The following is a 25,539-nucleotide window of genomic DNA, read 5'->3' on the forward strand; positions in this document are numbered from 1 at the left end:
CGCAGGGGCAGCGCGGTGCCTCATGGCGCGAGCCCGGTGGGCGCTGGCGCGGAGCGCTGCTCCGCGGCGGGCGTCAGGGCGGGGAAGGCGGTGTGCCGGTTCTTCCAGAAGGGCGCGTCGGGCCACCGTTGCTCCTCGCGGTAGGTGCTGCTTCGTCTGTGCAGGTGTTCGTTGAAGCGCAGATGAAGCGTTTGCTCGTAGGCGCAGAGCGCATCCACTTCACCGCGCAGGTATTGCTCCAGGGCTTCGGCGGCGAGGAGCGCGGAGTCCAGCGCGCTGAAGATACCCTGGGCGGACAGCGGGTCATGGGTGCAGGCCGCATCGCCTACGGCGAGCCAGCGCTCACCGTGCATCTGGTCGAGTTCGCCGACGAGCACGGGCGCCGCGACGAGAGGCTCTCCGGCGAAGTCGCAGGCCGCCAGCCTCGCCTGGGTGACGGGGGCTTGTTCGAGCAGGGCCGCCCACGGCTCCGGCGTCGCCCAGCGCAGTCCGTGCAAGGAATCTCCATCACCCACCAGGGTGACGGCGACACAGTCCGAGGGCAGTCGCGCGGAGTGCCACCAGCCTTCCGGACATGATTCCACCAAGGCATCCGTGGGGAATGATTCCCCTGGCCGGAGCTGGAACGCGCCATGAACGGTGAAGCAGCGGTCGCGGATGCGGCGCCGCGCGCCCTGGGTCATGGCGAAGGTGGCTTTCCATCCGGTCGCATCCACGACGAAGCGCGCCCGCAGCGTGAGCGCGCCCGTCTTGCGTTGGGAGAGGTGCAGCCGATAGCCCTCCTTCGCGATGGACTCGACGTCCAGCAGGGTCGTCAGGCGAAGGACGCGGACGCCTTGCCGGGCTGCCTCCAGGCTGAGCCGTTCGTCGAAGCGTGCCCGGTCCAGGTGCCAGGCGGAGCCCCAGGGCGACATCTGCGTGTCCTGGACTCTGGGCTCCGCGCGGCTCCAGCACGAGGACGTCCCGCGCGAGGCCAGGTGTCCATCGCGCAGGAAGCTGCTCCAGACACCGAGCCGGGACAGGGGAATGCGGAGGTCGGGTGACAAGGTCTCGCCCGAGCGGTGCGTGTCGTAATCAGTGCGCTCGAGCATGACGATGGACAGGAAGGGCGCCAGGTCTCGCAAGGCCACGGCCATGGCCGCGCCCGCTGGGCCGCCTCCGATGATGGCGACGTCGTAGGAAGCTTCGCTCATGGCGCGCCCCTCCGCGCGGCGGCGGGCGTCCCGTCGCGGCAGGGCTCAGGGCGCCTGGTTTCGACGGGGGCCCGGGGAATCTGGTGGGTGGGGCTCAAGTTTTCGCTCCTCATGTTCCGAGGTGCGATGTGCAAGGCACATTCCTCCTGGCGGCGATGCGCGGTGCATCCGCGCGTGTGCTCCGTGTCATGGACTTCCGCTGTGTGCGGTGGCCTGTGCCGGGCGGTGGATGACGCGTCACGCTGCTCCCGTGACGCGTCAGCGTCATGCCCGCACGCAAGGGTTGCGTCCCGCTGGGCCCTCGCCTGGTGGGGGGAACACCCGCGGTGGGGGCCTACTCACGACGTTCCGTCGCGTTGACGCCGGGCTGTACCTGTGTTCAGGCTAGTCCTGGAGGTGCCCATGGCCCCGCAGATCAGCCTCGACTTCGCCGCCGAGTGCGCGGCGCATCCGGCGCTGGCGCCGTTCCATCCGGTGGTGCGCCGCTGGTTCGCCGAGCGGCTGGGCGAGCCCAGCCGTCCCCAGGTAGAGGGCTGGCCGCTCATCCAGGCGGGCCAGGACGTGCTCATCGCCGCGCCCACGGGCAGTGGCAAGACGCTGACGGCGTTCCTCGCCGCGCTGGACGCGCTCTTCCGGCTGGCGCTGGAAGGCACGCTGCCGGACTGCACGCAGGTGCTCTACGTGTCGCCGCTCAAGGCGCTGGGCAACGACGTGCAGAAGAACCTGCTCCAGCCGCTGGAGGAGCTGCTCGCCCGGGCCCGCGCGGAGGGCTTCCGTCCGCAGGAGCTGCGCGTCCAGGTGCGCAGCGGAGACACTCCGGCCTCCGAGCGCGCCCAGATGGTGCGCCGTCCGCCGCACATCCTCATCACCACGCCGGAGTCCTTCTACCTCTACCTCACGGCGGAGAAGGCGCGCGCCACGCTGCGCGCGGTGCGCACCGTCATCGTGGACGAAATCCACGCCCTGGCGCGCGACAAGCGGGGCAGCCACTTCGCGCTGTCGCTGGAGCGGCTCAAGGCGCTCACGGACGTGCGGCCCCAGCTCATCGGCCTGTCGGCGACGCAGAAGCCGCTGGACGCCATCGCCGGGTTCCTCACCGGCGCCTCCCACCGGGACTGCAATCGGGTGGAGGTGGGCCACCTGCGCCCGTGGGATTTGACGCTGGAGATTCCAGACGCGGAGCTGTCGTCGTTGGCCAGCCACGAGATGTGGGGGCAGGTCTACGACCGGCTGGTGGCGCTGACGGGGGCGCACCGCACGACGCTCGTCTTCGTCAACACGCGGAAGATGGCGGAGCGCGTGGCGCACGACCTGGGCGAACGCCTGGGCGAGGGTACTGTGGCGGCGCACCACGGCAGCATGTCGCGCGAAATCCGTCTGGCCGCGGAGGAGAAGCTGAAGTCCGGGCAGCTGCGGGCCATGGTGGCCACCGCGTCGCTGGAGCTGGGCATCGACGTGGGCAACGTGGACCTGGTGGTGCAACTGGGCAGCACGCGCGCCATCTCCGTGTTGCTCCAGCGCGTGGGCCGCGCGGGCCACCACAAGGCGGGCATCTCCAAGGGCATCCTCTTCGCGATGACGCGCGATGAGTTGATGGAGTGCACCGCGCTCCTCAACGCCGTGCGTGAGGGAGACCTGGACGCGGTGCGGATTCCGGAGAAGCCGCTGGACGTGCTGGCGCAGCAGATTGTCGCCGCGTGCGCCTGCGAGGAGTGGGACGAACGCGCGCTCTTCAGCCTCTTCCAGCGTGCATACTCGTATCGCAACCTCACCTGGGAGGAGTACCAGGGCGTGCTGGAGTTGCTGTCCGAAGGCGTGGCGGCACGCCGGGGCCGCGCGGGCATCCACCTCCACAGGGACCGGGTGAACCAGCGCCTCAAGGGCCGGCGCGGCGTGCGCATCACCGCGCTCACCAATGGCGGCGCCATCCCGGACACCTTCACCTTCAACGTCACCGCCGAGCCGGAGGGCAAGGTGGTGGGCACGCTGGACGAGGACTTCGCGGTGGAGTCCTCGCCCGGGGACATCTTCCTCTTGGGCAGCACTGCGTGGCGCATCCAACGCGTGTCGGGCAGCACGGTGCAGGTGGAGGACGCGCGCGGCGCGCCGCCCAACGTGCCCTTCTGGCGCGGCGAGGCGCCGGGCCGCACGGACGAGCTGTCGCTCCAGGTGGGCCGCCTGCGCGAGGAACTCACGTCGCGCGAGGATGCGCCGACGTTCCTCCAGAAGGAGCTGCGCATGCCGCCGCCCGCGGTGGACGCGCTGATGGGCTACCTGCGCACGGGGCAGAAGATGCTCGACGCGGTGCCCAGCCACACCACGGTGGTGGCCGAGCGCTTCTTCGACGAGGCGGGCGGCATGCAGCTCATCATCCACGCGCCCTTCGGCAGCCGCATCAACCGCGCGTGGGGCCTGGCGCTGCGCAAGCGCTTCTGCCGCTCGTTCGACTTCGAACTCCAGGCGGCGGCGACGGAGGACGGCATCCTCCTGTCGCTGGGTGAGCAGCACTCCTTTCCGCTGGCGGAGATTTTCGACTTCCTCCACCCGGACCACGTGGAGGAGGTGCTGGTGCAGGCGGTGCTCCAGGCGCCGATTTTCGGCACGCGCTTCCGGTGGGTGGCCACGCGGTCGCTCGCGCTGCACCGGATGATGGGGGGCAAGCGCGTGGCGCCCAACCTCCAGCGCGCCCGCAGCGAGGACCTGCTGGCGTCGGTGTTCCCGGAGCAGGTGGGCTGCCAGGACAACCACGGCGGCGGCGACCTGGAGCTGCCGGACCATCCGCTGGTGAAGCAGACCATGGATGACTGCCTGCGCGAGGCCATGGACGTGGACGGCCTGCGCGAGGTGCTGCGCGGCATGCGGGATGGCCGCATCCGCCTGCTGGCGCGCGACGTGCCGGAGCCCAGCCTCTTCGCGCACGCGATGATTCACAGCCAGCCCTACACCTTCCTGGATGACGCGCCCGCCGAGGAGCGCCGCGTGCGCAACGTGGCCCTGCGCCGCGCCATGCCCGCCGAGGACGTGACGGCCTTCGGCGCGCTGGACGCGGCGGCGATTGCCACGGTGGTGGCGGACGCCGCCCCGCCCATGCGCGACGAGGACGAGCTGCACGACGCGCTGTTGCAGCTGATTCTGCTGCCCGCCGCGGAGGTGCCGCGCGGCATGGCGACGCCCCTGTTCGAGCAGGGCCGGGTGGCGTGGATGGACCTGCCCGCGGGCCGCTTCCTGGTGTCGGCGGAGCGGGGCAGCGCGCTGCGGGTGCTCTTCCCGGACGCGCCCATGCAGCCGCCGCTGCCGGTGCTGGCGCATGACCGGCCCGTGGAGCGGGACGCCGCCGTGCTCCAGGTGGTGCGCGGACGCATGGAGATGCTGGGGCCCACCACGGTGGCGGAGCTGGCTCGGCTCGTCGTGCTGGACGAGGACTCCGTCAACGCGGCCATGCACCAACTGGAGGCCCAGGGCAACGTGCTGCGAGGCCGCTTCCGTCCGCAGGAGGTCCCGCTGTCGGATGGAGCCAGCCCGCCGCTGGAGTGGTGTGACCGGCGCCTGCTCCAGCGCATCCACCGGCTGACGGTGGGGCGGCTGCGCAAGGAAATCGAGCCGCTGAGCGCGCAGGACTTCATGCGCTTCCTCTTCCGGTGGCACCACCTGGAGGAACTGGACGCGCTGCGGGGCTCCACGGGGCTGCTCAAGGCGGTGCGGCTGCTGCAGGGCTATGAGGCGCCTGCGTCCGCGTGGGAGCGCTTCCTTCTGCCCGCGCGCATGCGCGGCTACACGCCGGACCTGCTGGAGCGGGCCTGCTACGCCGGTGAGGTGGCCTGGGGCCGCCTGACGACGAAGGAGGCGAAGCCCACGCCGGGGCCTCGCCGGGGCGCGCCGGTGACGCCGCCGGAGCCCGCGCCCACGCGCTCGCGAGCGTCGCCCACGCGCAACGCGTCGTTGACCTTCACCCTTCGCGAGGACCTGGAGTGGATGCTCACCGCGGCGCGGCCTCACGCGGTGCTGTCGGACGGGGACGTGTGGACGCCGCCGGACTTGAGCGCGGCCGCCAAGGACGTGGTCGCGGTGCTGGAGCGGCGCGGCGCCTGCTTCTTCCAGGACCTGGTGTCACGCGCGCGGCGCCTGCCCGCCGAAATCGAGGACGCGCTGTGGGAGTTGGTGGCGCGCGGGCTGGTGACGGCGGACGCGGTGCAGAACCTGCGCGTGCTCCAGAGCCCGGCGCACCGCAAGCGGCAGAAGCTGCTCCAACGCGGAGGCCCTGGCCGCTGGAGCCTGCTGGCGCCCGCGGAGCCGAAGTCGCAAGACGAGGTGCTGGACTCGCTGGCGCGCCTCTTCCTCCAGCGTTACGGCATTGTCTGGCGCGACCTGGTGATGCGCGAGGCGCTGGCGCCCACGTGGCGCGAGCTGCTCTTCGTGTACCGCCGCATGGAAGCGCGCGGCGAGGTGCGCGGTGGTCGTTTCGTATCGGGCTTCGTGGGCGAGCAGTTCGCCCTGCCAGAGGCGGTGGACATGGCGCGTTCGGTGCGCCGTCAGCCCCCGTCCGGCGTGCGGGTGCAACTGTCCGGTGTCGACCCGCTCAACCTCACGGGCGTGGTGACGCCCGGGCCGCGGGTGCCGGCGATGCCGGGCAACGTGGTGACGTACGTGGACGGCGTGCCGCGAGATGTCGGCGCACTGGACGATACGGCCGACGGCAGCGTTGGAGAGGACACGGAAGACGGCGGCGAGGTGATGGCGAGCTGAGTGGCGAGGCCCCGCCGGACAGCGAATGCTAGGGTGCCGCCCCTTTCGTTTCTTTCGAGGGGTTGCCCGAATGCGTCGCCTGTTGTTGATGGGACTGTTGCTGCTCTCCGCCACCTCCTGTTCAGGCGACGACGAAGACCCGGGGAAGCAGCCCTCCCGGACCGGGCGCATCCAGGGGACGCTGACGCCTTTCCGGAGCAGCGAGCGGTCCGCTGGCGACAGTGCCTCCCAGACGGTGCGCTCGCCGTTTCGCGCGGGTGAGCTGGAGAAGCTGAAGGAGACGCTGCGGGGGATGCACGCGGGGCGCTCGCGCGAGCCGCGGGTGGCGCCGAAGGCCGTGCCGGGGCTTCCCATCGTCCCGTCGCAGTCGGGCGCCGCGCCGCTCGAGCGGGCCTCCCGCGAGGACCCCTCGATTCCCGGAGACGTCATCCTCCGCTTCGAGGAAGCGGGCCTGTCACCGGAGCGCGTGCTGGCGGCGGTACAGCGCCCGGGCTTCCGCGCGGTGCACAAGGGCTATGCCAGTGAGTACTTGCACCTGGTGGGCTACGAGCCGCTGGATGGCAAGGCGGTGACGGCCGCGAAGACGCAGGAGTGGGCGGCGCAGCTCGCCCGGGTGCCGGGCGTGACGTACGCGGTGCGCAATGAGCGGATGCGGGCGACGGCGGCGCCGAACGACCGGGGCTACAGCCTCCAGTGGCACTACCCCACGCTCAACCTGCCGGCCGCGTGGGACCTGGTGCCGGACGCGTCCAGCGTGGTGGTGGCCGTCCTCGACAGCGGCATCGTTCCGCACCCGGACCTCACCAACGTGCTGCCGGGTTACGACATGATTTCGGACCCGGAGAACGCGGGTGACGGCGACGGCCGGGACAGCGACCCGCGGGACGAAGGCGGGGACACGCCCAGCGGCGGCTCGTCGTGGCACGGCTCGCACGTGGCGGGCACCATCTCCGCGGACACGAACAACCAGGTGGGCGTCGCGGGCGTGGCCTGGAACGCCCGGCTGCTTCCCGTGCGGGTGCTGGGGAAGAAGGGCGGGAGCAGCTTCGACATCGCCGCGGCCATCACCTGGGCCACGGGCGGCACCGTGCCGGGCGTGCCGGACAATCCCAATCCCGCGAAGGTGGTGAACATGAGCCTGGGGGGCAGCGCGCCACCGCAGGCCCTGTACCAGGGCGCCATCGACGAGGCCTTGGGACGCGGGGCCATCATCGTCGTCGCCGCGGGCAACGAGGACGTGGATGCGCGCAACAGCACGCCGTGCAACCAGCAGAACGTCATCTGCGTGGGCTCCACCAGTCTGGCGGGGCAGCGCAGCAGCTTCTCCAACTACGGCGTGGACGTGGACGTGGTGGCGTCTGGCGGGGAGATGCGCGAGGACCTGAACGGCGACGGCTATCCGGACGGTGTGCTGTCCACGGTGCTGGATGAGAACGGGCAGCCGGCCTATGCCTTCTCGCAGGGCACCAGCATGGCGGCACCCCACGTCGCGGGCGTGGTGGCGCTGATGGCGGCGTTGCGACCGGACCTGCCGGCCGCGCTGGCGGAGAGCATCTTGAAGGAAACCGCCACGCCGCTCACCAACGCGCAGTGCCCGGAAGGCTGCGGCGCGGGGCTCGTCAACGCGCGCGCGGCGCTGGCTCGCATCGCCAACGTGGACCCCGGCACGTTGGACCCTCAGCTCAACGTGACGACGTCCACGCTGTTCTTCCGGGGCAGTGGCACGCAGCAGCTCACCCTCAGCAACGTGGGCGGCAACCGGGGTGGCGATTTGACGGTGTCGGCCAGCGTCAGTGGGCCCAATGCCTCGGCGGTGTCATTCCCGCAGGGCAGCACGGTGCGGGTGCCCGCCTTCGGCTCGGCCTCGCTGAGTGTGGCGGTGGATGCATCCGGGCTGGCCGGAGGGGACACCGTGGTGACGCTGAGCCTGGTGGGCTCGGGGACGGCGGGCTCGGCGACGGTGGCGGTGAAGATTGGCGTGGCGGGCGCCGCCAATGACCTGGACGCACTGATTGCGTTCGTGTGGCAGGACGCGCGAGGGGAGTGGCAGGCCTCGGAGGACGCCATTGCCGTCGCGCGCGCCTCGGCGGACTACGCGTACAGCATCTCCCTGGCGCCGCGGACGTACTTCGCGCTGGCCACCATCGACGACGACCAGGATGGCAACTTCTTCGAGGACGGCGAGCGCACCGGCTACTGGCGCAACGTGGACTCCTTCGAGCCGCTGGAACTGGAGGCGGGCGACCGCATCGAGAACGTGAGCTTCGACCTGATTCCCCTGGCGCCCATCGATGATGACCCGGCGCTGGTGGTGGGCCGTGCGTGCGGCTCCAACGTGGACTGTCCCGGGGGCGTGTGCGTGACGGACTATCCGGGCGGGTACTGCTCCATGGATTGCACCCGCTCCGCGTGTCCGGCGGGTTCGCGGTGCTCCATCGTGGATTCCTCCTCGGGCCTCAAGGCATGTCTGGCGACCTGCACGCGGCAGGTGGGAACGGGGCAGGGGGACTGCCGCTCCGGGTACGTCTGCTACAGCGACGGCACGGGTTCGGGGGCGTGCCAGCCCAACTGCCGCACCTCCGGCCTGACGTGTGAGCTGGGACGGACGTGCATGGCCAGCGGCTTCTGCCTGTGAGGTTCGGGTGGGAGGGCTGGGCCGTTCAGCGGCACTCCCGCTCCCGGAACACCACGCCGTCCAACTTCAGTCGCGCCGCCACGTCGACGAAGCGCTCCGTGGCGAGGATGACCGTCCATGCGTCTTCCATGCGGAAGAGGTCCGCGCTGGCGGGGAATGAGGACGCCTGGAGGATGATGGGTTGGGGTAGGTCGAACGGCTCGCTACCGCAGGTCGGGCAGGGGGGCTTCCGGTTTGCCGGGAGGCAGTCGGGATGGAGTCGCCCGTGCAACTCCAGTTGCAGTTCCATCAGGTCCGGCGGGTTCTTGCCACGGAAGCGGACGTCGACAGCCTGACCTGTGAGCCCTCGCAATCCGTGGGATTGCAACGCCTCCAAGGTTTCGCGCCGGAGCAGGATGGTCCAGGGGTTCTGCATGTAGAACGGACCGAAGCGGCCCATGCCAGGGCCTGTCAGCGGGCCGAATTGTGCCCCTGGCTCGAGTCGTGCCCATGCCGGAGTGAATGGTCGCACCCGCTCCACGAGCTTCAGCACCGTATCGCGCGGCACGGGCCTGGGGTCGGAGAGGGCTTGTTGCTCCCTGGCAGGAAGGCTGGATAGGTCGACGCAGGGGTAGGCGAGGGCGGGGGAGCCGCCTCCCGCGCGGCATGTCGGGCAGGGCTGTACGCCCGGTAGTCCCCAGCGATGAATGGCGTCAATGCTGCCCGTGTAACCAGCGGCCGTGTCTTCCTCGACTTCAAATACCTTCACGAGCGTTCCTGGGATGGGGGCTTCCTGGGGCGGTCAGGGGCTTTGGAATTGGGGGCCGTGCTGGTACGGCGCAACGGACGTGTTGTACGGCACCACGGGGCCGGTCAGCTCGAATTGGAAGATGAGCTCGACGGCCTTGCGGTGAAACACTTCGGGAGGAAGGGGGCCGCTTCGTTTGGCCCTCATGAAGTCGCGCCAGGCTTGATTCCACATGCCGCCACGGCCCGTGCCGCGTTGGGGAAACAGGTGGTGCTTCACGAGCTTGCCCGGTACGCGGGGGATGGCGGGAAGAAATCCCTGGCGGTAGCGGAAGTGGAACGTCATCCGCGGCCGTGCGCCCGGATGGATGCCCATGTTTCGCCAATTGCGGAAGGCGGGAGGGCGGTAGGTCCGAGCCAGCTCTACCACAGGGGCTGGAGATGACTGCGCCACCGTGTTGGCGTCGACATCCCCGCATTCGAAGATGCCGCACAGTCCCCCATCGCACGCAAGCACGACACAATGGCCGTCGTCCGAGGATGCACACGACTCCGCATGTTCGCCGTCCTCCAGGACGTACGCCGCGGGTGGAGTCGCCGCGCACGCACAGAGGACGAGGAGTGGCAGTAGCGTCATGGCCCTTCGAGGGAAGGATGGCATGGCGTTCGATGCTAGCTGACGGCGGCAGCGGGGCCTGCTTGAGGCTGGCCGTGACGTCTGGTGGTCGCTCGAGAGCCCGTGTCCAGAGCGCCCGAGGGGTAGAGAGGTGGACACTTGGCCACAGTTCCCAATTCCCACCGGGCAGTGACAGCGGCATCGTGCAAGCACCTTGTCCTTGATGCAGCGACTGAAGAGTGAGACGCGCCCGCACCACGAGCGCACCGAGGCCCAGGTGCGATTGATGGATGCGGACCTGACGCCCACGGCGTACCGACGTCACCTGGAAGCGCTTCACGGCTTCTACGTTCCGCTGGAGAGCCGGCTCGCCGGGCTGGGCCTTGAAGCGGTTCCTGGCCTGTCCGTTCACGCGCGTTGGAAGGTTCCTCTCCTGAAGGAGGACCTTCGCGCGCTTGGCCACGACGACGCCTCGCTCGAACAGTTGCCACACTGCGCGGGGTTGCCCTCGCTGGCGGGGGGGCCCGAGGCCCTGGGCTGCCTCTACGTGCTGGAAGGCTCCACGCTGGGCGGCCAGCTCATCCTCCGGCACCTGCGCCGCCACTTCGACGGCGTGCCTCTGGGCGACTTCTCCTTCTTCCGCGCGTACGGAGATGAGGTCGGGCCCCGGTGGCGTGCCTTCGGTGACGCCGTCAACCAGGCCTCCGCCGCCGCGACGGAAGACACCTTCGATGCCCGCGTGGTGACAGGCGCGCAGGACACCTTCGACGCCTTCGCTGACTGGCTGCGACAGGGACAGGCACCTGCCTCCGTCTCCGCCTGACATCGACCTGGGGCGGTGCGCTCGGGAGCCCCTCCACCTGACTGCTTCGTCGACGCCCTGATTCAGCGCGTCACAGGACGGCGGGCGCGCTGCCACGCAGCATGAAGTACACGACGACGCCCGTCACCGACACGTAGACCCAGATGGGCGCCAGCCACCGCGTCACCTTGCGGTGTCGCACGAAGTCCTTGCGCCACGTGAAGTAGAAGGCCACCAGCGCCATGGGCACCACGGGCATGGACAGCAGCACGTGGCTGGCCAGGATGCACAGGTACAGCCCGCGCCAGTCCCCCACATAACGCGTGTCGCCATGCACGAAGTGGTAGGACAGGTAGCAGACCAGGAAGAGCGCGGACGCGGTGAAGGCCGACACCATCAGATACTGGTGGGCCTGCCGCGCGCCCCGTTTGATCGCCACCCACCCGCCGATGAGCAGCGCCGCGGCCGTGGCGTTGAGGCCCGCGTTCACTGCCGGGAGGAAGCGCAGGTTCACCCCGTCCACCGGGCCGCCGCCGCGCACCAGCAGAATCCACCCGATGAACGCCAACGCCAGCGCGGACACCACGGCGGTGAAGATGAAGAAGGCCCGGTCACTCACCCGGGGCTGCAGCGCGGCAGGGGCGGCGTTCGACATGGGGCCCTATTTCTCGCGCGGCGGGCTTCGTTGCAACCCCTGCTAACTGGTTGACACTATTAGGGAATCCACGTGGGATGGAAAGTTTCATTAGGCATTACTGGAACTTGAAACGGTAATTCCTGCATACTGAGAGTGGTCCCCCCCCGACCCCCCCTTCCGGAGGTCCCCCGTGCTCCGTGTGCGCTACCTTGCCTGCTTGGCTGGTGCCGCCTTGCTGCTGGCCCAGCCAGCCTCCGCTCAAGAGGAGGCTGTCTGTTCACCAGTTGTCGCGAAGGTGCCCCTGGAACGGCATCTCCGGCAGCTGTCGCTGGACCTGCTCGGCCGTCCTCCCACCTACGAGGAGTACCAGGCCGCCCAGGCCAAGGGCTCCATCGACGTGGAAGACATCCGCGCGATGATGACGAAGGACGAGTTCAACGCGCGCATCCGCAACTACCACCGCTCGTTGCTGCGCTCGAACCTCTCCGGAAGTCTCAACAACAACCAGAACTCGCGGGTGACGGGTAACGGCATCACCGCCGCTTATGGCGTGGCGGGCAATCCCGCCGCGACGCTGCGCGGCGCGAATAGCGCGACGTGTAACTCAGACATCGCGCAGGACCAGTGCCTCACGGCGGAGCAGCCGGACGCGCACGCGGCGCCGCTCACCGAGCGTCCCCGGACGAAGTGCCACGACGACGAAGGCGTGCCGCTGGCCGTCAGCTACGACTACGACACGAACTACTACGCGTGTACGCCGCTCGCGCCGACCACGCCGGATGGCACGGCGAAGTGCTCGGACCTGCTGAGCACCAGCCACCCGAAGCACGAGTACCTCTTCTTCTGCGATCAGCGCGGCTCGGGCAGCAGCGCGGGGGCCTTCATCTGCGAGCCAGACCCGGAGAAGGCCACGACCCGGGCGCTGACGGTGAAGGAGATGGATGGCGCCAAGATCAAGGCGTTCAAGCACCCGAACCCGGACTCCAAGCCGGCGCTCACCGAGCTGAGGCGCTGCACGCTGGACCTGGAGCTGCGCAGCGGACTCAAGGGCAACTACGGGGTTCAGCGCGGCTGCGTCCTGCGCGAGGGCTTCGTGAACAAGGCCGCGCCCTACTGGGCCACTGACAAGACGCCGGAGAGCGTCAAGGTGTGCGCCATCGACGCGCAGGAGCGGACCCACAACCCCTGGAACATGGCGTCCTGTGAGACGTCCCGCTTCTCCACCGACCGCAGCTGCGGCTGCGGCGTGGGCATGCGCCGCTGCGAGACGCCCGCCATCACCGCGCAGGACATCCGGGACGTGCACAGCCTGCGCGTGGCCGCCTTCAACGACGAGCCGCTGCGCATCGCCGAGTCGGTGGTGCAGCGCGACGAGCCCTACTTCAACATCCTCACCACGCGCCGCTCGTTCATGAACGGCACCCTGTCCGAGTACTTCCGCAACCAGCAGGGCGTGGGCGTCTTCAACGTGACGACGCCCGCCGCGCAGGGCGCCGTGCCGGCGGTGCCTTACAACGACACGGAGGCGTGGGCGGAGTACACGCGTGACGAGGGGCACGCGGGCGTGCTCACTACGCCGTCCTACCTCTACCGCTTCCCCACGCACCGCGCGCGGGTGAACCACTTCTACGAAGCCTTCCTCTGCAAGACGTTCGCGCCGCCGCCGGGGGCTTCGTCGCCCGCGCCGGAGGACGCGTGCAACCGCGAGAACAACCTGGCGGTGCGCTGCGGCTGCAACTACTGCCACGCCACCATCGAGCCCACCGGCGCGCACTGGGGCCGTTACGCGGAGCGCTCCGCGCAGTTCCTCGCGCCCGACCAGTTCCCTCGCTACGACCCGAAGTGCCGCGACTGCGCCCTCAACGGGGACACCAACTGCGGCGGCGAGTGCAGCCAGTACATCATGCAGGCCTACGACGGTGACGGCGCCAGCAGCCTGGGCATGCTCAAGACGTACCTGTACCGCACGGCGGACGAGGAGCAGAACATCGAGGCCGGTCCCGCGCTGCTGGTGCAGAAGATGCTCCAGTCGGGTGACCTGGAGCGCTGCACGGTGCGGCGCATCTGGACCGAGTTCCTCGGCCGCCCGATGACGGCGGAGGAGCAGCGCATGTACCTGGTGCCCTTCGCGCAGGACTTCGCGCGCAACGGCCACCGCCTCAAGGCGCTCATCGAGCGAGTGGTGACGTCCGACGCCTACCGGAGGATTGACTGATGCGCCGCTTCGTCTTGACCGCCGCGCTGCTCGCGCTGGCCACCGGTTGCACGAAGGATGACACGCAGCCCGCGGACGGCATCATCGAGCCCATCCCCAACCCGCATCAGCCCGGGGACTTCACGCCCCTGCCGGACCCCGAGGCCCAGGGCGGCAGCGTGGGCCGCGCCCCGCGCCGGCTCACCGTGGCCCAGTTGGACGCCGCCATCGTCGGGGCGGTGGGGCAGCGCTGGAGCGAGCTGGACTCGCGCGCCACGTCCATGGGGCGCGCGGACTACGCCCTGGTGGTGAGCGAGAACACCGAGCCCAACCTGGTGTTCGCCAAGTTCCTGGAGGACGGCGCGCGCAAGGTGTGCATCAGCCAGGCGTCCGCGGAGATGCGCATGACGGACGCGTCGGCCCGCACCATGGGCCGGCTGCTGCCGGAGAAGTGGGATGACCTGACGAAGCTGACGGACGCGGAGGTGCGCGCGCAGCTCGTCTATATGTCCACCCGCTTCTGGGGCGCGCCGCTGTCGGGCGAAGAGCTCACGAAGTGGACGTCCTTCTTCACCCAGGCCGCGACCCGGGTGCAAACCCTCGCCTCTTCCAAGCGCCATGAGACGTTGGCCGTGGTGTGTATCGCCATGCTGACGGACCCGCGCTTCATCACCTACTGACGCTCGGAGTGACCGCGATGAAGAAGAACCGCCACGACGAGAATTGCGCTCACGGGCGCCGCACCTTCCTCAAGGCCACTGCTGGCTTCATGGGGTCCACCCTGCTGGGTGGGCTGCCCTTCCGCGCCTTCGCCCAGGCGGCGGAGGTGGCGCCGGCGGACCGCTGCTTCGTGTTCGTCTACTTCAACGGTGGATGGGACCAGCTGCTGGCCTTCGACCCGCGGGACCCGACCGAGTTCACCGCGGACCGTGCCTCGGAGACGAAAATCCTCCCGGGCTACGACCAGATAAACGACTCCCGCTTCGAGTCCCGGCCGCTCATCCCCGCCGAGCTTCCGGGCGTGGGCCGGTCGAACATCGACTTCGGGCCCGCGGTGGGCACCGAACTGGCCAAGCACTACGACTTGATGACCGTGGTGCGCGGCATCAACATGAACACGCTGGGCCACGAGGTGGGCTACCGCTACTTCCTCACCGGGAAGATGCCCATCGGCAGCGCGGCGCGTGGCTCCTCCACGGCGACTGAAATCGTGGGGCAGATGAAGCCGCGCGTGCCCATTGCCTCCATTTCCTACAACGTGGAGTCGTACAACGACCGGTACGGCGGCTATGCCAACGCGCTGCGCGTCAGCCGCCGGGACGACCTGATCCTGACGCTGAAGGGCAGCACGGACATGCTGGACAGCGAAATCGAGAAGCAGTTGCTCGACTTCCGCGGCCAGCCCGTCAACTGCGAGCAGGCGGCCTATGGCGCGCGTGGGTTGGGCACCACCTATTCGAACAGCCAGGAGCAGATGCGGCTCATCCAGTCCCAGGGACTGGACAAGTCGTTCGATTTCCTCGCCGCGGCCAATCTGCCGCACGGCCCGGAGATGGCGGCCATCCGCGGGCGCTACCAGTTGAACAACATCAACGACGTGAATGGCGAGCGCGGCCGCGCCGCCACGGTGGCGACCGCGCTGAAGAAGGGCATCGCCCAGTGCGTCACCATCAACCTCACGGGCGGCCTGGACACCCACTTTGGCAGCCAGCTCACGCAGGCCAACAATCAGCGGCGCGGCTTCGACGCCCTGGCCATGTTGGTACAGGACCTGCGTGACAGCGACCATCCCGCGGGTGGCAAGTTCATGGACCACACCACCATCATGGTGTTCTCCGAGTTCTCCCGAACGCCACTCATCAACAGCTCCGGTGGACGTGACCACCACCTGAGCAACTCCGCGCTGCTGATGGGGGCCGGCATCAAGCACAACTTCGTGTTCGGCCGCAGCGGTGACATTGGCATGGCGCCGGGCACCTTCGACCTGCGCAACGGCGCGTCGGACCCGAACGGCGAGAACATCCTCCCCGAGCACGTCATCGCCACGGTGCTGGCGTCCGCGGGGCTGGACTACAGCATCACCCGCGTCGAACCGCTGCGTCCCATTCTCGCCTGAGCCGTCCATTTCGAATGCGCATCCATCCGAGGGCTTCCGCCTCCGCCGTCCTCTCGCTGCTCTCGCTCGTGGTCCTGGGGGCATGCGGGGAGGACCGTTCGCTTCCGCTCGACAAGCCCGAGCCGGCGCCCTTCCAGCCGGTCCAGGTCCCGGCCATCACCGCCCTGGCACCCGTCTCAGCCTTCGCGGACCAGGCGGGCGGGGGTGTCTTCGCCACCGCCTCGCGCGAGCTCGTCCGGCTGCGGCTGGACGGCACGTACGGGGCGCTGGAGCCGCACCCGGACAATGAGGTGGCGGCGGGCGGCATCCTCGGCGTCTTCCGGCTGGGGCCTCACAGCGCCCTGGTGGAGACGCAGAACGGGCTCTTCATGGCGGAGTCGGGGTGGCTCATCGCGCCGCCCTGGCGGGACGCGCTGGGGCAGGGCGTCATCGCCACCGCGCAGTCCGCGGACGGCGCGGTGTGGCTGGCGCACACGCGCGGCCTGTTCCGCCTGCAGGAAGGCACGCTGGCGGAGCTGAAGGTGGACGGCGCGTCGGTGAAGGCCATCACCTCGCTGGCGGCGGCGCCCTCACCGGAGAACCTGCCCGGCGTGTGGTTCCTGCACGACGGCGGGCTGAGCGTCGCGGTGGCCCTCCGCACCACCCACTACCGGGTGCACACCACGAGCGCGCCCCTGGCCGAAGGCGAGTCGCTGCAAGCGCTGGCCGGAATCGGGCCCGCGGTGGGCACCTCTGGTGAGCTGTGGGCGCTCACCAACCAGGCCCTGCTGCGCCGGGGCAGGGACGGCTGGCGCCGCGTGGAGCTGCCGCAGCAGCCGCAGAAGCTGATCGCCTCGGGCCGCTTCCTGTGGGCGAAGACGGGCGGCTCGTTGCTCCAGTACGACGCGGACGCGAACGTCTGGCGCGCGGCCACGGACGTCGGCGCCGGGGACTTCCATTTCCTCGCCGCGGATGAAAGCGGCAGTGTGTGGGTGCAGCAGGGCGGGGTGTCCGCCGCGCTGAGCCACGTGCTGGTGCCGCGCCTCCGGGGGCTCTACCAGGGCATGCAGTTGGTGAACGACGGCCTGGTGGTGCGCGCGGTGATGCCGCCGGGCGGAGCGCCCGAGCGCGTCGTCTACAAGCTGGGCAACTCGGAGATTCCCACGGAGGGGCCGGACTACAGCCTGGGCGGCCTGGAGGCCGACGGGACGCACCGCGCCTACTCCTTCGCGTCGCTGGAGGCCGGCCGCTACGTCCTGTCGGTGGTGGCGCGCTACTCGGATGGTTCGGAGGCGCAGCGCTCGGTGCCGTTCGACTACGCGCCCCTGGCGTCGGGTCCGCTGAGCTGGGACAAGGACATCCGCCCCATCCACGAGGCGCGGTGCCGCAACTGCCACAACAACGCCAGCGCGGCGCGCTCGCTCGACAGCTATGAGCTGTGGCGGGCCAACGCGCCCATCATCACCGCCGCCGTGAGAGACCAGCGGATGCCCGCCGACGGTCCCATGGACCCCGAGCTCATCTCCCGCATCCAGCGCTGGGCCTCCTCTGGCGCCAGGCCCTGAAGCAACGCGCAGTCTCCCCCGAGGTACCTGACATGACCCGACTGACCCGCGCGGCCCCCCTCCTCGCGCTCCTCGCCGCGGCCTGCTCGGATGAGCCCGCGCCCGCGCGCGTGGCGCAGCCTCACCAGACGGACCAGTGCACGGGGCTGGCCGCGCTGACGCTCACCGCGCAGCCCGCGCGCGTGCGTGTGTCGAGCCCCGTGGCCCTGGTGGCCACCGGTGGCAGCGGCCATTACACCTACCTGCTGGAGCCGGGAGGCTCCTCGGGTGCGCTGGTGGGCAGCCGCTTCCTGGCGGGGCGCACGCCGGGCACGGACACGCTGGTGGTGGAGGACGCGCGCTGTCCGGGCGTGAGTGCCACCACGCAGGTCAACGTGGCGGCGACGTTCAACGTCGCGCCTGTCCGCGCGGAGCTGAGGCCGGGCACCTCCTTCCAGGTGGCGACGGACGGCGTGCTGGGCTCGGCCATGTACCTGCTGTCGGCCGACGGCTCCGGCGCCACGCTGTCACCTGGAGGCCTCTACACGGCCGGCACGCGTGAGGGCCTGGACGTCATCACCGTGCGCGACACCCAGTCGGGGGACGAGGCGGTGCTCCAGTACGAGGTCCGCACCAATGCCCGGCTGACCGGAGCGCCGGCCTTCCTCGCGGTGCCCTCGGGTTCGTCCGTGCCGCTGGCCACGCGCGGTGGCAGTGACCGGGTGAACTGGACGAAGGAGTCCGGCCCCGGGACGCTGGCGGGCGGCCGGCTGAACGTCGAGCCCGGTGCCACCGGCGTGGCGGTGCTCAACGCGGCGGACCCCTTCACCGGGGACACGGCGCGGGTGTCGGTGCGCGTGCTGGACGAGCTGACGCGGCCGGGACTGCCGCACGGCCGTCTGTCCGACGTGGCCACCCTGGTGACGGCGGACTTCGACGGTGACGGCCACCTGGACCTGGCGGTGGGGCAGCGCGAGAGCGACCTGGACCAGCCTTCAGGCGGCGCCGTGTTCATCTTCAAGGGCGGCAGCGGCGGCCTGCCGGCGGAGCCCACGTGGGTGCTCACCGGCACCACGGAGACGGCGCAGTTCGGTGACGCGCTGGCCGCGGGCGACCTGGATGGGGACGGGCGCGCGGAGCTGCTGGTGTCCTCGCCGGGCGCGGACGTGGCCGTCACCAACGCCGGCGCGGTGTACCTCTACACCTTCCGAAGTGGGGCGCCGGCGCCGCTGCGTCAGCAGCTCACCGGCCTGCTCCGCAACGCGGCGTTCGGCTCGGGCATGGCCATCGCGGACTTCGAGGGCGACGGCGACCTGGACGTGGTGGTGGGCTCACCGCTGGGCGACCTGGCCCCCACCAACGCCATCCGCAACCGCGGCACGGTGGACATCTACGCGTCGACGCGGAGCTCGCCGGTGCCGGACCTGCCGACGGTGCGGCTGGGCGGCTGGGATTTGACGCAGGACGGCGCCCTGGTGTCGCGCAGCAACACCGAGCTGGGCCGCGCGCTGGTGACGGGCGACCTCAACGGGGACGGCCTGGTGGACCTGGCGGCGCTGAGCCGGGTGTCCCGGTACAACGCGTCCGGAGCGGTGTCGGGCGCGCAGATGGCCATCTCCGTCTTCCTGGCACGCGCGGAAGGCGCGCGCTTCCGGGCCTCGCCGGACGTGTACGTGCTGCCGGCCAACACGGCGGACAGCAACGAGGGCACGTGGCGGCTGGGCGTCATCCCCGCCGAGGGCACGCGGCCGCCGCTGCTGCTGGCGGTGGCGGACCGGGCGGACTCGCCGGACCTGCGCTCGAGCGGAGGACTGCAGTCCGGCAGTGATTCGGGCGGTGCGCTGCTGTTCGATTTGACGGGCTACTCCGCCACGGGCGAGCCCGCCAACCGGCCGCCCCAGGTGGCGCGCGAGGCGGCCTTCGCCCGCATCTACGGCGAGGCCAGCGGCATCAACGCGGGTCGGAGCTGGGCGGTGATGGACGTCGATGGCGAGCCGGGCCTGGAGCTCCTCCTGGGCGCGCCCTATTCATCCGCGCCTTCGGGCGTGGGGACCGGCACGCTGCGCTGGAGCGGCAAGATTCTTGTCTATCCCCTGTCCACGCTCACGCAGGGCAGCGTCCTCAACCGGCCGCTGACGGTCATCAACGGGACGGCGGTGTCGGACACGCTGGGCTCGGGCCTGGCGACCTGGGGCCCCGCGGCGAACCCGTCGCTGGTGGCCTTCGCGGGCCGGTCCTCGTCGGAGCAGGGGGCCTTCACCGGCAGCGTGGAGCTGTACCACCGACAGGGCGCGTCGGTGACGGAGTGGACGCGCACCAGCGTCCGGGTGCCGGCGAAGCCGAGCGTGGAGCGCTTCGGTGAGGCGGTGGCGATTGCTCAAGGCCCGCAGGGCCGTCCGCTGGTGCTCACGGGAGCGCCGGGCTGGTCCGGCCCTGGCACCAGCAATGACGGCAACGCCCTGGCCATTGGCCGTGCCTACGTGCACGACGTGACGGCGCCCACGCAGGCCACCGTGGTGGAGGAGGGCCTGCCCTCGCCGCACCAGGCGGGCCGCAACGTGGGCGTGGACGTGGCCTTCTCCGACTTCAACGGCGACGGGCGTCCCGACCTGGTGGTGGGCGCGTCCAACTTCTACGTGCCGGGCACGGGCACCACGGCCTCGAACAACGAGCTCAACAACACGTACACGTCGGTGCCCGCCGCGTGTGTCACCAGTGGCACCCAGTCGGTGGGCGGCGCGCTGGTCTCGCTGGGGCAGGCGGATGGGAGCTTCAAGCCGGCATACCGGCTGTTCGCGACGAACGTCATCGCGGACTGCACGTTGGAGCCGGAGGCCCTCTGCCGGCGCACCGGTATCGGGCGCGGCGTGGTGGGCGGGTTCGATTTGAACGGCGATGGCCGTGGGGACGTGGGCCTGCTGCGCAACGACGGCATGGAGGTGTTCCTGGGCCGCGCGCCCGAGGACGCGTCGCTGGCGAAGCTGAGCATGGTGTGTGAGTCCGTCTACACGATGCCGTCCATGGACATTCAAACGTCCGCGCCGACGTCGCTGGGAGACCTCAACGGCGACGGCTGTGACGAGCTGGCCTGGCGCTACGCGGAAGGGGCGCGGTCAGGCGTGGCCATCCTGCTGGGCTTCGACGCGGGCGGCACGCGCTGCGGCGGGCGCAGGACGGCCACCGTGTGGCGCATCGCCGGTGACAGCGAGGTGCAGCTCACCAACATGGGCCTGGGCCTGAGCATGACGCGAGCGGGCCGGTTCCTGGGCGACACGCGCGACTTCGTGGCCATCAGCGCCACCAGCGTGCCCTTCAACGGCGTGACGCAGCCGGTGGTGCTGCTCTTCGACAAGACGGTGCTGGTGAACAAGATGCAGGCGCTCCAGTCCGCGGGCTCGCCGCTGGTGGTGGGCGCGCTGGGCGACGGACTCAACCCCGTTGTCCTGGTCCACCGCCACCGCGCGGTGAACTTCGGCTCGCGGCTGGTGGGCGGCACGGACCTCACGGGCGACAACATCCCCGACCTGCTGGTGAGCGCGCCGGGCGCCTCCGAGGCGTCCGACGGCGGTGGCGCGGTGTTTCTCTATGCTGGCGGGGTTGGCCAGCAGGGCGCGCTTTCACCGTTCCTCATGGTGGTGGGAGATGGCTCGGAGCGCTCGGCGCTGGGGCAGGCGATGTCGATGATGCCGGGCAGTGGCAGCTCGCCGCCCATGCTCGTCATCGGTGCGCCGCGCAGCTACCGGACGGGAACGCAGAACGGCACGGCCTTCGTGTTGCCGCTCGGCTTCTGACGGTACGCACCGGGAGGCTGTTGGGTCCACGCTGGGGCCGGGGCTATCCTGGCGCCTGTCTCAGCGTGGGAGGCCCATGAGCCTGAACCGGGAGTGGCGTCACGGCGAGCAGCAAGCGTGGTTCGAGGCGCCGGACATCCTCTGGGCGCGCTTCCGGGGCGCCATCACCCTGGAGACGTCGGTCTGGTCGTGTGGCGTGTACCGGGAGATGGCGGACGCGCAGCGCTTCTACCTGGCCGCGGACATCACCGACTCGCACCTCAGTCCGGAGTCACGCCGCTACCTGGTGGACCACGCGAAGGCGGGCTGGTTCCTGGGCGTCGTCTACATCGGCGCGGCGATGGAGCAGAAGGCCACCACCAAGAGCCTCATGGTGGGCGCCATGCTGAGCGGCGGGACGCGGCTCGACACGGCCTACGTGGACTCGGTCGAGGAGGCGCGGGCGTGGATTGCGCAACACCGCGAGGCGGCGGCGCGGACGGGCTGAGCACGGTGGGCGGTCCGGTGGGGTGACGGGCGTGCTGCGCACGGCGGGGCGCATGCACATCGTCTGTGGCCAGGAGGGTGCATGGGGGCCGAAGCCCTGGGTTGGTTCAGTTCATTCGTCCTGCTGTTGACCATTGCTGTCCAGGTGCACAAGCAGTGGAGGTCAGGCTCGAGCGAGGGTGTGTCCAAGTGGCTCTTCGTGGGGCAGATGACGGCCTCCGTGGGGTTCACGCTCTACAGTTGGAAGGTCGGCAACTGGGTCTTCGTGGTGACGAACGCGCTGATGCTGTTGAGCGCGGTGCTGGGGGCCGTGATTGTCCTCAAGCACCGCCGGGCCGCGCGAAGGAAGCACGCCACCCAGCACCGCGCGCCCTCTGACGCCGTGCACGCCTGAGGACCTGGGACCTGGCTGTCCGCCTGCCCCAGGGGCGGGCAGTCAGCGCGTCCAGGAGGTGGGTTGGTTTGCGGGAACAGCCTTCTCACATTGCCAGAGCCCCTTAGCGCAGGAGTTCGACATGGCCGACAAATCGGAAGTGGCCCGGCTGCGCAGCCTGGCCCAGCTCGACGCGGATGCCGTGGGCGCCTACGACGCGGCCCTGGCCCGGATTCCGGAACCGTTGGTCCGCGAGCGGCTCAATGGATTCCGAATCGACCACGTCCGGCACGTACAGGACTTGAACGCCCTCATCCACGAGGCGGGGGGGACGCCGCTGGAGCTGCGCCTGGACCTCAAGGGAACGGCGATGGTGGGCCTGACGGCGATGTCCAGCATGATGGGCACCGAGGCCGCGCTGGTGGCCATGCTAGGCAACGAGGAGTTCTCCAACCGCGCCTACGACGTCGCCCTGCGCTTCGACTGGCGCCCCGAGGTCCGGGCGCTGATCGAAAAGCACCGGGAGGACGAGCGGCGCCACGTGATGTGGATTCGCGAAGCCGTCCGGACGCGTCCCTGGGAGCGGGCACGCGCTACCTCCGAGGAAGGCTCCGAAGCCCCCGCCTGAGCCGCCCTGCCGGGCCGATATGCCGGGGCCCGGTCCTCGTTTACGCTCCCGCTGGGGCTTGACGAGGAGATGGAACAAATGCGCTCGGTGGTCTACGCGGCGGTTGTGTTGGCGGGCCTGATGACGGGCTGTGCCCATCAGGGCAGCACCTATAGCGACCTCTTCATCCCGGATGGGGAGGCCATCTACGAACGGCCGGTGGAGGAGATGTGGCCGGAGGTGCGCCAGTACTTCACCGAAGCCAACCTGCCCTTCCGCGAGGACCGGGGCAGCATGGTGCTGGAGACGGACTGGCGCCAGGAGTTCGGTGGCTCGAAGGTGTCCGGCTTCTTCCACCGCTACATGGTGATGGGCAAGCGCGAGTCTCCCACCCAGAGCAAGCTGTGGATCATCCGCATCACCAAGAGCCGCAACAAGGCGCTGGCCCCGCCCGGCCGTGAGCTGGACTGGGGTGTGTCCCGGGCCGCCGGCAACGCGGGGGGCGACGCCGCTGTTCCGGGGCTCTCTCCCGAAGACTTCGAGGAGTACCTGGACGCGCCGGTGGGGGAGAACTCCTTCTTCGCGGAGTCGGGACAGGGCTCTCGCGACCTCGTCATGGAGTGGCGGGTGTTCCGCTCCATCTCCCCCAAGTTGATGAAGGAGGAGAACGCGCCCAAGCCGGTGAAGGTGGCGATGGCGCCCAACGCGCAGGGGGGCGCGGCGGCCACGGACTTCGAATGCGGCCTGCCGATTCTGGGCCTGGGCAAGCAGGTGAAGCCGGGCGCGGTGCTGCTGCTGGGGGAGATGCACGGCACGCAGGAAGTGCCGCGCTTCATCGCGCAGGCGTCCTGCCAGGCGGCGGTGGCCGGTACGCCGGTGACGGTGGGACTGGAGCTGCCGCTGGAGAGCCAGACGCGGGTGGACACCTTCCTGGACAGCGCGGGGACGGAAGATGACTGGCTGAAGCTGATGGAGGCGCCCTTCTGGCGCAGCCCGTATCCGGATGGCCGCAGCAGCGAGGCGGTGGCGAACATGTTGGAGCAGCTGCGTCAGCTGCGCTCGCGCGGACTGGACGTGGACATCTTCGTCTTCGACCACCCGAAGGCCCAGGGGCAGGCGCGCGAGGACGCGATGGCGGCCACGGTCCGGCACCAGGTGGAGTCGGGCCCGGGGCGCTTCCACGTCATCCTGTCGGGCAACATCCACTCGCGCACGAAGAAGGGCCTGCCGTGGGACAAGTCGTTCAAGCCCATGGGGCTGCTGCTGAAGGACGAACTCGACAGCGTGGTGGCGCTGGACATGGCGTACAACAGCGGGTCGGCGTGGATTTGCGCGGTGGACAGCAAGGGCGTGAAGGACCGGCTGGCCTGCGGCATCCGCGAGGCGAAGGGCCGGGACAACGGCGACCGCTTCTTCCTGCACACGTGGGGGGGCACCAATGGCGACGGCTACCACGGTGTCTTCTACGTGGGGCCGGTGAGCGCGTCGGCGCCGGCGGCGCACAAGGGGCTGGGACGTCCGGGTGGGGGAGACAACTCGGGTGTTCCGACGGAAGACCGGACTCCGACGCTCGCGTTCCACTGACGTCTGGCATCTCACGGGGCGCGTTGCGGCTGCTGCGCGCCCCGTGGCGCTGGCGTAAGTTGCCGGCGTGAGCGACATCACCGTCTATCAGCCGGAGCTCCTCTACACGGGCGGCCGGTTCCACGAAGGGCGCGGCCTCGCGGTGAGCGCCGACGGCCGCATCCTGGCCCCGGAATCCGTACCCGCGGGCGCGCGCACCGTCGCGCTGCCGGGAAGGGCCTTGTTGCCGGGGCTCGTCAACGGACACTCCCACGCGTTCCAGCGGCTCATCCGCGGGCGTACGGAGTACGTGGCATCGGGCCGGGAGGCGGACGACTTCTGGAGCTGGCGCGAGGCGATGTACCGCGCCGCCGAGTCGCTGAGTCCCGAGGACCTCTACGTCGCATCGCGGCAGGCCTTCGTGGAGATGGCGCTCGCGGGCATCACCACCGTGGGGGAGTTCCACTACGTCCATCACCAGGCCGACGGGACGCCGTACGCGGACCGCAACACGTTGGCGCACGCGGTGATTCGCGCCGCGCGGGACGTGGGGCTGCGCATCTGTCTGCTGCGCGTGGGGTACGCCCGTGCGGGCTTCGGCGTGGCGGCGAATCCGCGGCAGCGCCGCTTCATCGACCCGGACGTGGAGACGTTCCTGGGGTCGGCGGAGGCGCTGGCCCGGGAGATGTGCTCCGACGCGGCGGTCAGCGTGGGGCTCGCGCCGCACAGCGTGCGCGCGGTGACTCGGGAGTGGCTGGCGGCGCTCGCGGGTTCGTCCGTGCGGAGCCTGCCTGTCCACATGCACGTGGCGGAGCAGCCGAAGGAAATCGCGGCGTGTCTGGCGGAGCATGGCCGCAGGCCGGTGGAGTTGCTGGCGGACCTGGGCCTGCTGGGGCCCGGCTTCACGGCGGTTCATGGGGTGCACCTGACGGACGACGAGGTGTCGCTGCTGGGCCGGGCCGAGGCCACGGTGTGCGCGTGTCCTTCCACGGAGCGGAACCTGGGCGACGGCATCGTTCCCGCGGATGCGCTGGTGAAGGCGGGCGCGCGCATCAGCCTGGGCTCGGACAGCCAGGCCACGGTGGACCTGCTGGATGAGGCGCGACAACTGGAAGGGCACCTGCGGCTAGCTCGGCTGCGGCGCGCCGTGCTGGACCCGGGCGGGGGCGCCATGGATGGGCTGGCGGCGCGGCTGCTGGACATGGCCACCGTGGACGGCGCGCGGAGCCTGGGGCTCGTCACTGGCGCCCTGGAGGCGGGCGCGCCCGCGGACTTCTTCACGGTGGACCTGCACCATCCGTCGCTCGTGGGCGCCTTGCCCGCATCGCTGTTGCCCGCCATCGTGTTGGGCGCGGAGAAGGCGGCGGTGCGCGATGTGGTGGTGGGCGGACGCGAGGTCGTCCGTGAAGGCCGGCATGCGCTCGCGGAGGAGAGTGGCCGCGCGTTCCAGGTGTTGTCTCGCGCGCTGTACGCCTGAGCGGCAGTCCTCCTCCGATATGGCATTGGGGCGCGGCGCGTTCACCCCCGGGAGTTC

At 70.2% G+C, this 25,539-nt stretch carries 17 protein-coding genes; 13 read left to right on the forward strand and 4 right to left on the reverse strand.

Annotated features, from left to right (window positions below; genetic code table 11):
- Nucleotides 1–20: 20 nt before the first annotated feature.
- A complete protein-coding gene (locus BHS09_RS05255) occupies nt 21–1,193 on the reverse strand; it encodes an FAD-dependent monooxygenase (RefSeq protein WP_140797347.1) in 1,173 nt (390 codons plus the stop codon).
- Between the two features lie 402 nt (nt 1,194–1,595).
- Here BHS09_RS05255 and BHS09_RS05260 point away from each other — a divergent pair, with 402 nt between their 5' ends.
- Both BHS09_RS05260 and BHS09_RS05265 read left to right on the forward strand, forming a co-directional pair.
- A complete protein-coding gene (locus tag BHS09_RS05260; RefSeq protein ID WP_174260495.1) occupies nt 1,596–5,936 on the forward strand; it encodes a DEAD/DEAH box helicase in 4,341 nt (1,446 codons plus the stop codon).
- A gap of 70 nt (nt 5,937–6,006) precedes the next feature.
- Nucleotides 6,007–8,571 carry a S8 family peptidase gene (locus tag BHS09_RS05265; RefSeq protein WP_237080197.1) on the forward strand — a complete coding sequence of 855 codons (2,565 nt, stop codon included), beginning with the start codon at nt 6,007–6,009 and terminating at the stop codon, nt 8,569–8,571.
- Between the two features lie 25 nt (nt 8,572–8,596).
- Here the strand turns inward: BHS09_RS05265 and sitI6 are convergent, their stop codons facing one another.
- The gene (sitI6, locus tag BHS09_RS05270) at nt 8,597–9,319 is read right to left on the reverse strand and encodes a SitI6 family double-CXXCG motif immunity protein (RefSeq protein ID WP_140797350.1); all 723 of its coding nucleotides are present in this window, start codon (nt 9,317–9,319) and stop codon (nt 8,597–8,599) included.
- Nucleotides 9,320–9,352: 33 nt separating this feature from the next.
- Complete coding sequence (sitA6, locus tag BHS09_RS05275; protein ID WP_140797351.1) at nt 9,353–9,958, reverse strand: SitA6 family polymorphic toxin lipoprotein; 606 nt, start codon at nt 9,956–9,958, stop codon at nt 9,353–9,355.
- Between the two features lie 178 nt (nt 9,959–10,136).
- Here sitA6 and BHS09_RS05280 point away from each other — a divergent pair, with 178 nt between their 5' ends.
- Entirely contained in the window at nt 10,137–10,736 is a 600-nt protein-coding gene (locus tag BHS09_RS05280) for a biliverdin-producing heme oxygenase (protein ID WP_140797352.1), read from the forward strand.
- Nucleotides 10,737–10,806: 70 nt separating this feature from the next.
- On the opposite strand, the gene BHS09_RS05285 is transcribed toward BHS09_RS05280, so the two are convergent.
- Nucleotides 10,807–11,370: a DUF420 domain-containing protein gene (locus BHS09_RS05285; protein WP_140797353.1), complete on the reverse strand. Its 564-nt coding sequence runs from the start codon at nt 11,368–11,370 to the stop codon at nt 10,807–10,809.
- Nucleotides 11,371–11,542: 172 nt separating this feature from the next.
- Between BHS09_RS05285 and BHS09_RS05290 the strand changes: the two genes are divergently transcribed.
- From BHS09_RS05290 to hutF, 10 genes are all read left to right on the forward strand, one after another.
- The gene (locus tag BHS09_RS05290; protein ID WP_140797354.1) at nt 11,543–13,567 is read left to right on the forward strand and encodes a DUF1585 domain-containing protein; all 2,025 of its coding nucleotides are present in this window, start codon (nt 11,543–11,545) and stop codon (nt 13,565–13,567) included.
- Nucleotides 13,567–14,226, forward strand: coding sequence for a hypothetical protein (locus BHS09_RS05295; RefSeq protein ID WP_140787825.1), 660 nt, complete (start codon nt 13,567–13,569; stop codon nt 14,224–14,226). The genes BHS09_RS05290 and BHS09_RS05295 overlap by 1 nt, the downstream gene beginning before the upstream one ends.
- A 17-nt stretch (nt 14,227–14,243) precedes the next feature.
- Nucleotides 14,244–15,662: a DUF1501 domain-containing protein gene (locus tag BHS09_RS05300; RefSeq protein ID WP_140787827.1), complete on the forward strand. Its 1,419-nt coding sequence runs from the start codon at nt 14,244–14,246 to the stop codon at nt 15,660–15,662.
- 14 nt (nt 15,663–15,676) lie between these two features.
- Nucleotides 15,677–17,206: a hypothetical protein gene (locus BHS09_RS05305; protein ID WP_140797355.1), complete on the forward strand. Its 1,530-nt coding sequence runs from the start codon at nt 15,677–15,679 to the stop codon at nt 17,204–17,206.
- 32 nt (nt 17,207–17,238) lie between these two features.
- Entirely contained in the window at nt 17,239–20,976 is a 3,738-nt protein-coding gene (locus tag BHS09_RS05310) for an FG-GAP-like repeat-containing protein (protein ID WP_140797356.1), read from the forward strand.
- Nucleotides 20,977–21,052: 76 nt separating this feature from the next.
- Entirely contained in the window at nt 21,053–21,463 is a 411-nt protein-coding gene (locus BHS09_RS05315) for a hypothetical protein (RefSeq protein WP_140787833.1), read from the forward strand.
- Nucleotides 21,464–21,544: 81 nt separating this feature from the next.
- Nucleotides 21,545–21,856, forward strand: a complete 312-nt coding sequence (locus BHS09_RS05320) for a PQ-loop repeat-containing protein (RefSeq protein WP_140787835.1) — start codon at nt 21,545–21,547, stop codon at nt 21,854–21,856.
- 121 nt (nt 21,857–21,977) lie between these two features.
- A complete protein-coding gene (locus tag BHS09_RS05325) occupies nt 21,978–22,463 on the forward strand; it encodes a ferritin-like domain-containing protein (RefSeq protein WP_140787837.1) in 486 nt (161 codons plus the stop codon).
- Nucleotides 22,464–22,541: 78 nt separating this feature from the next.
- Nucleotides 22,542–24,026, forward strand: coding sequence for a TraB/GumN family protein (locus BHS09_RS05330; RefSeq protein WP_140797357.1), 1,485 nt, complete (start codon nt 22,542–22,544; stop codon nt 24,024–24,026).
- A gap of 67 nt (nt 24,027–24,093) precedes the next feature.
- Nucleotides 24,094–25,482: a formimidoylglutamate deiminase gene (gene hutF / locus BHS09_RS05335; RefSeq protein WP_140797358.1), complete on the forward strand. Its 1,389-nt coding sequence runs from the start codon at nt 24,094–24,096 to the stop codon at nt 25,480–25,482.
- Nucleotides 25,483–25,539 lie beyond the last annotated feature (57 nt).

The sequence above is a fragment of the Myxococcus xanthus genome, assembly GCF_006402735.1.
GTDB classification, from domain to species: Bacteria; Myxococcota; Myxococcia; order Myxococcales; family Myxococcaceae; genus Myxococcus; species Myxococcus xanthus_A.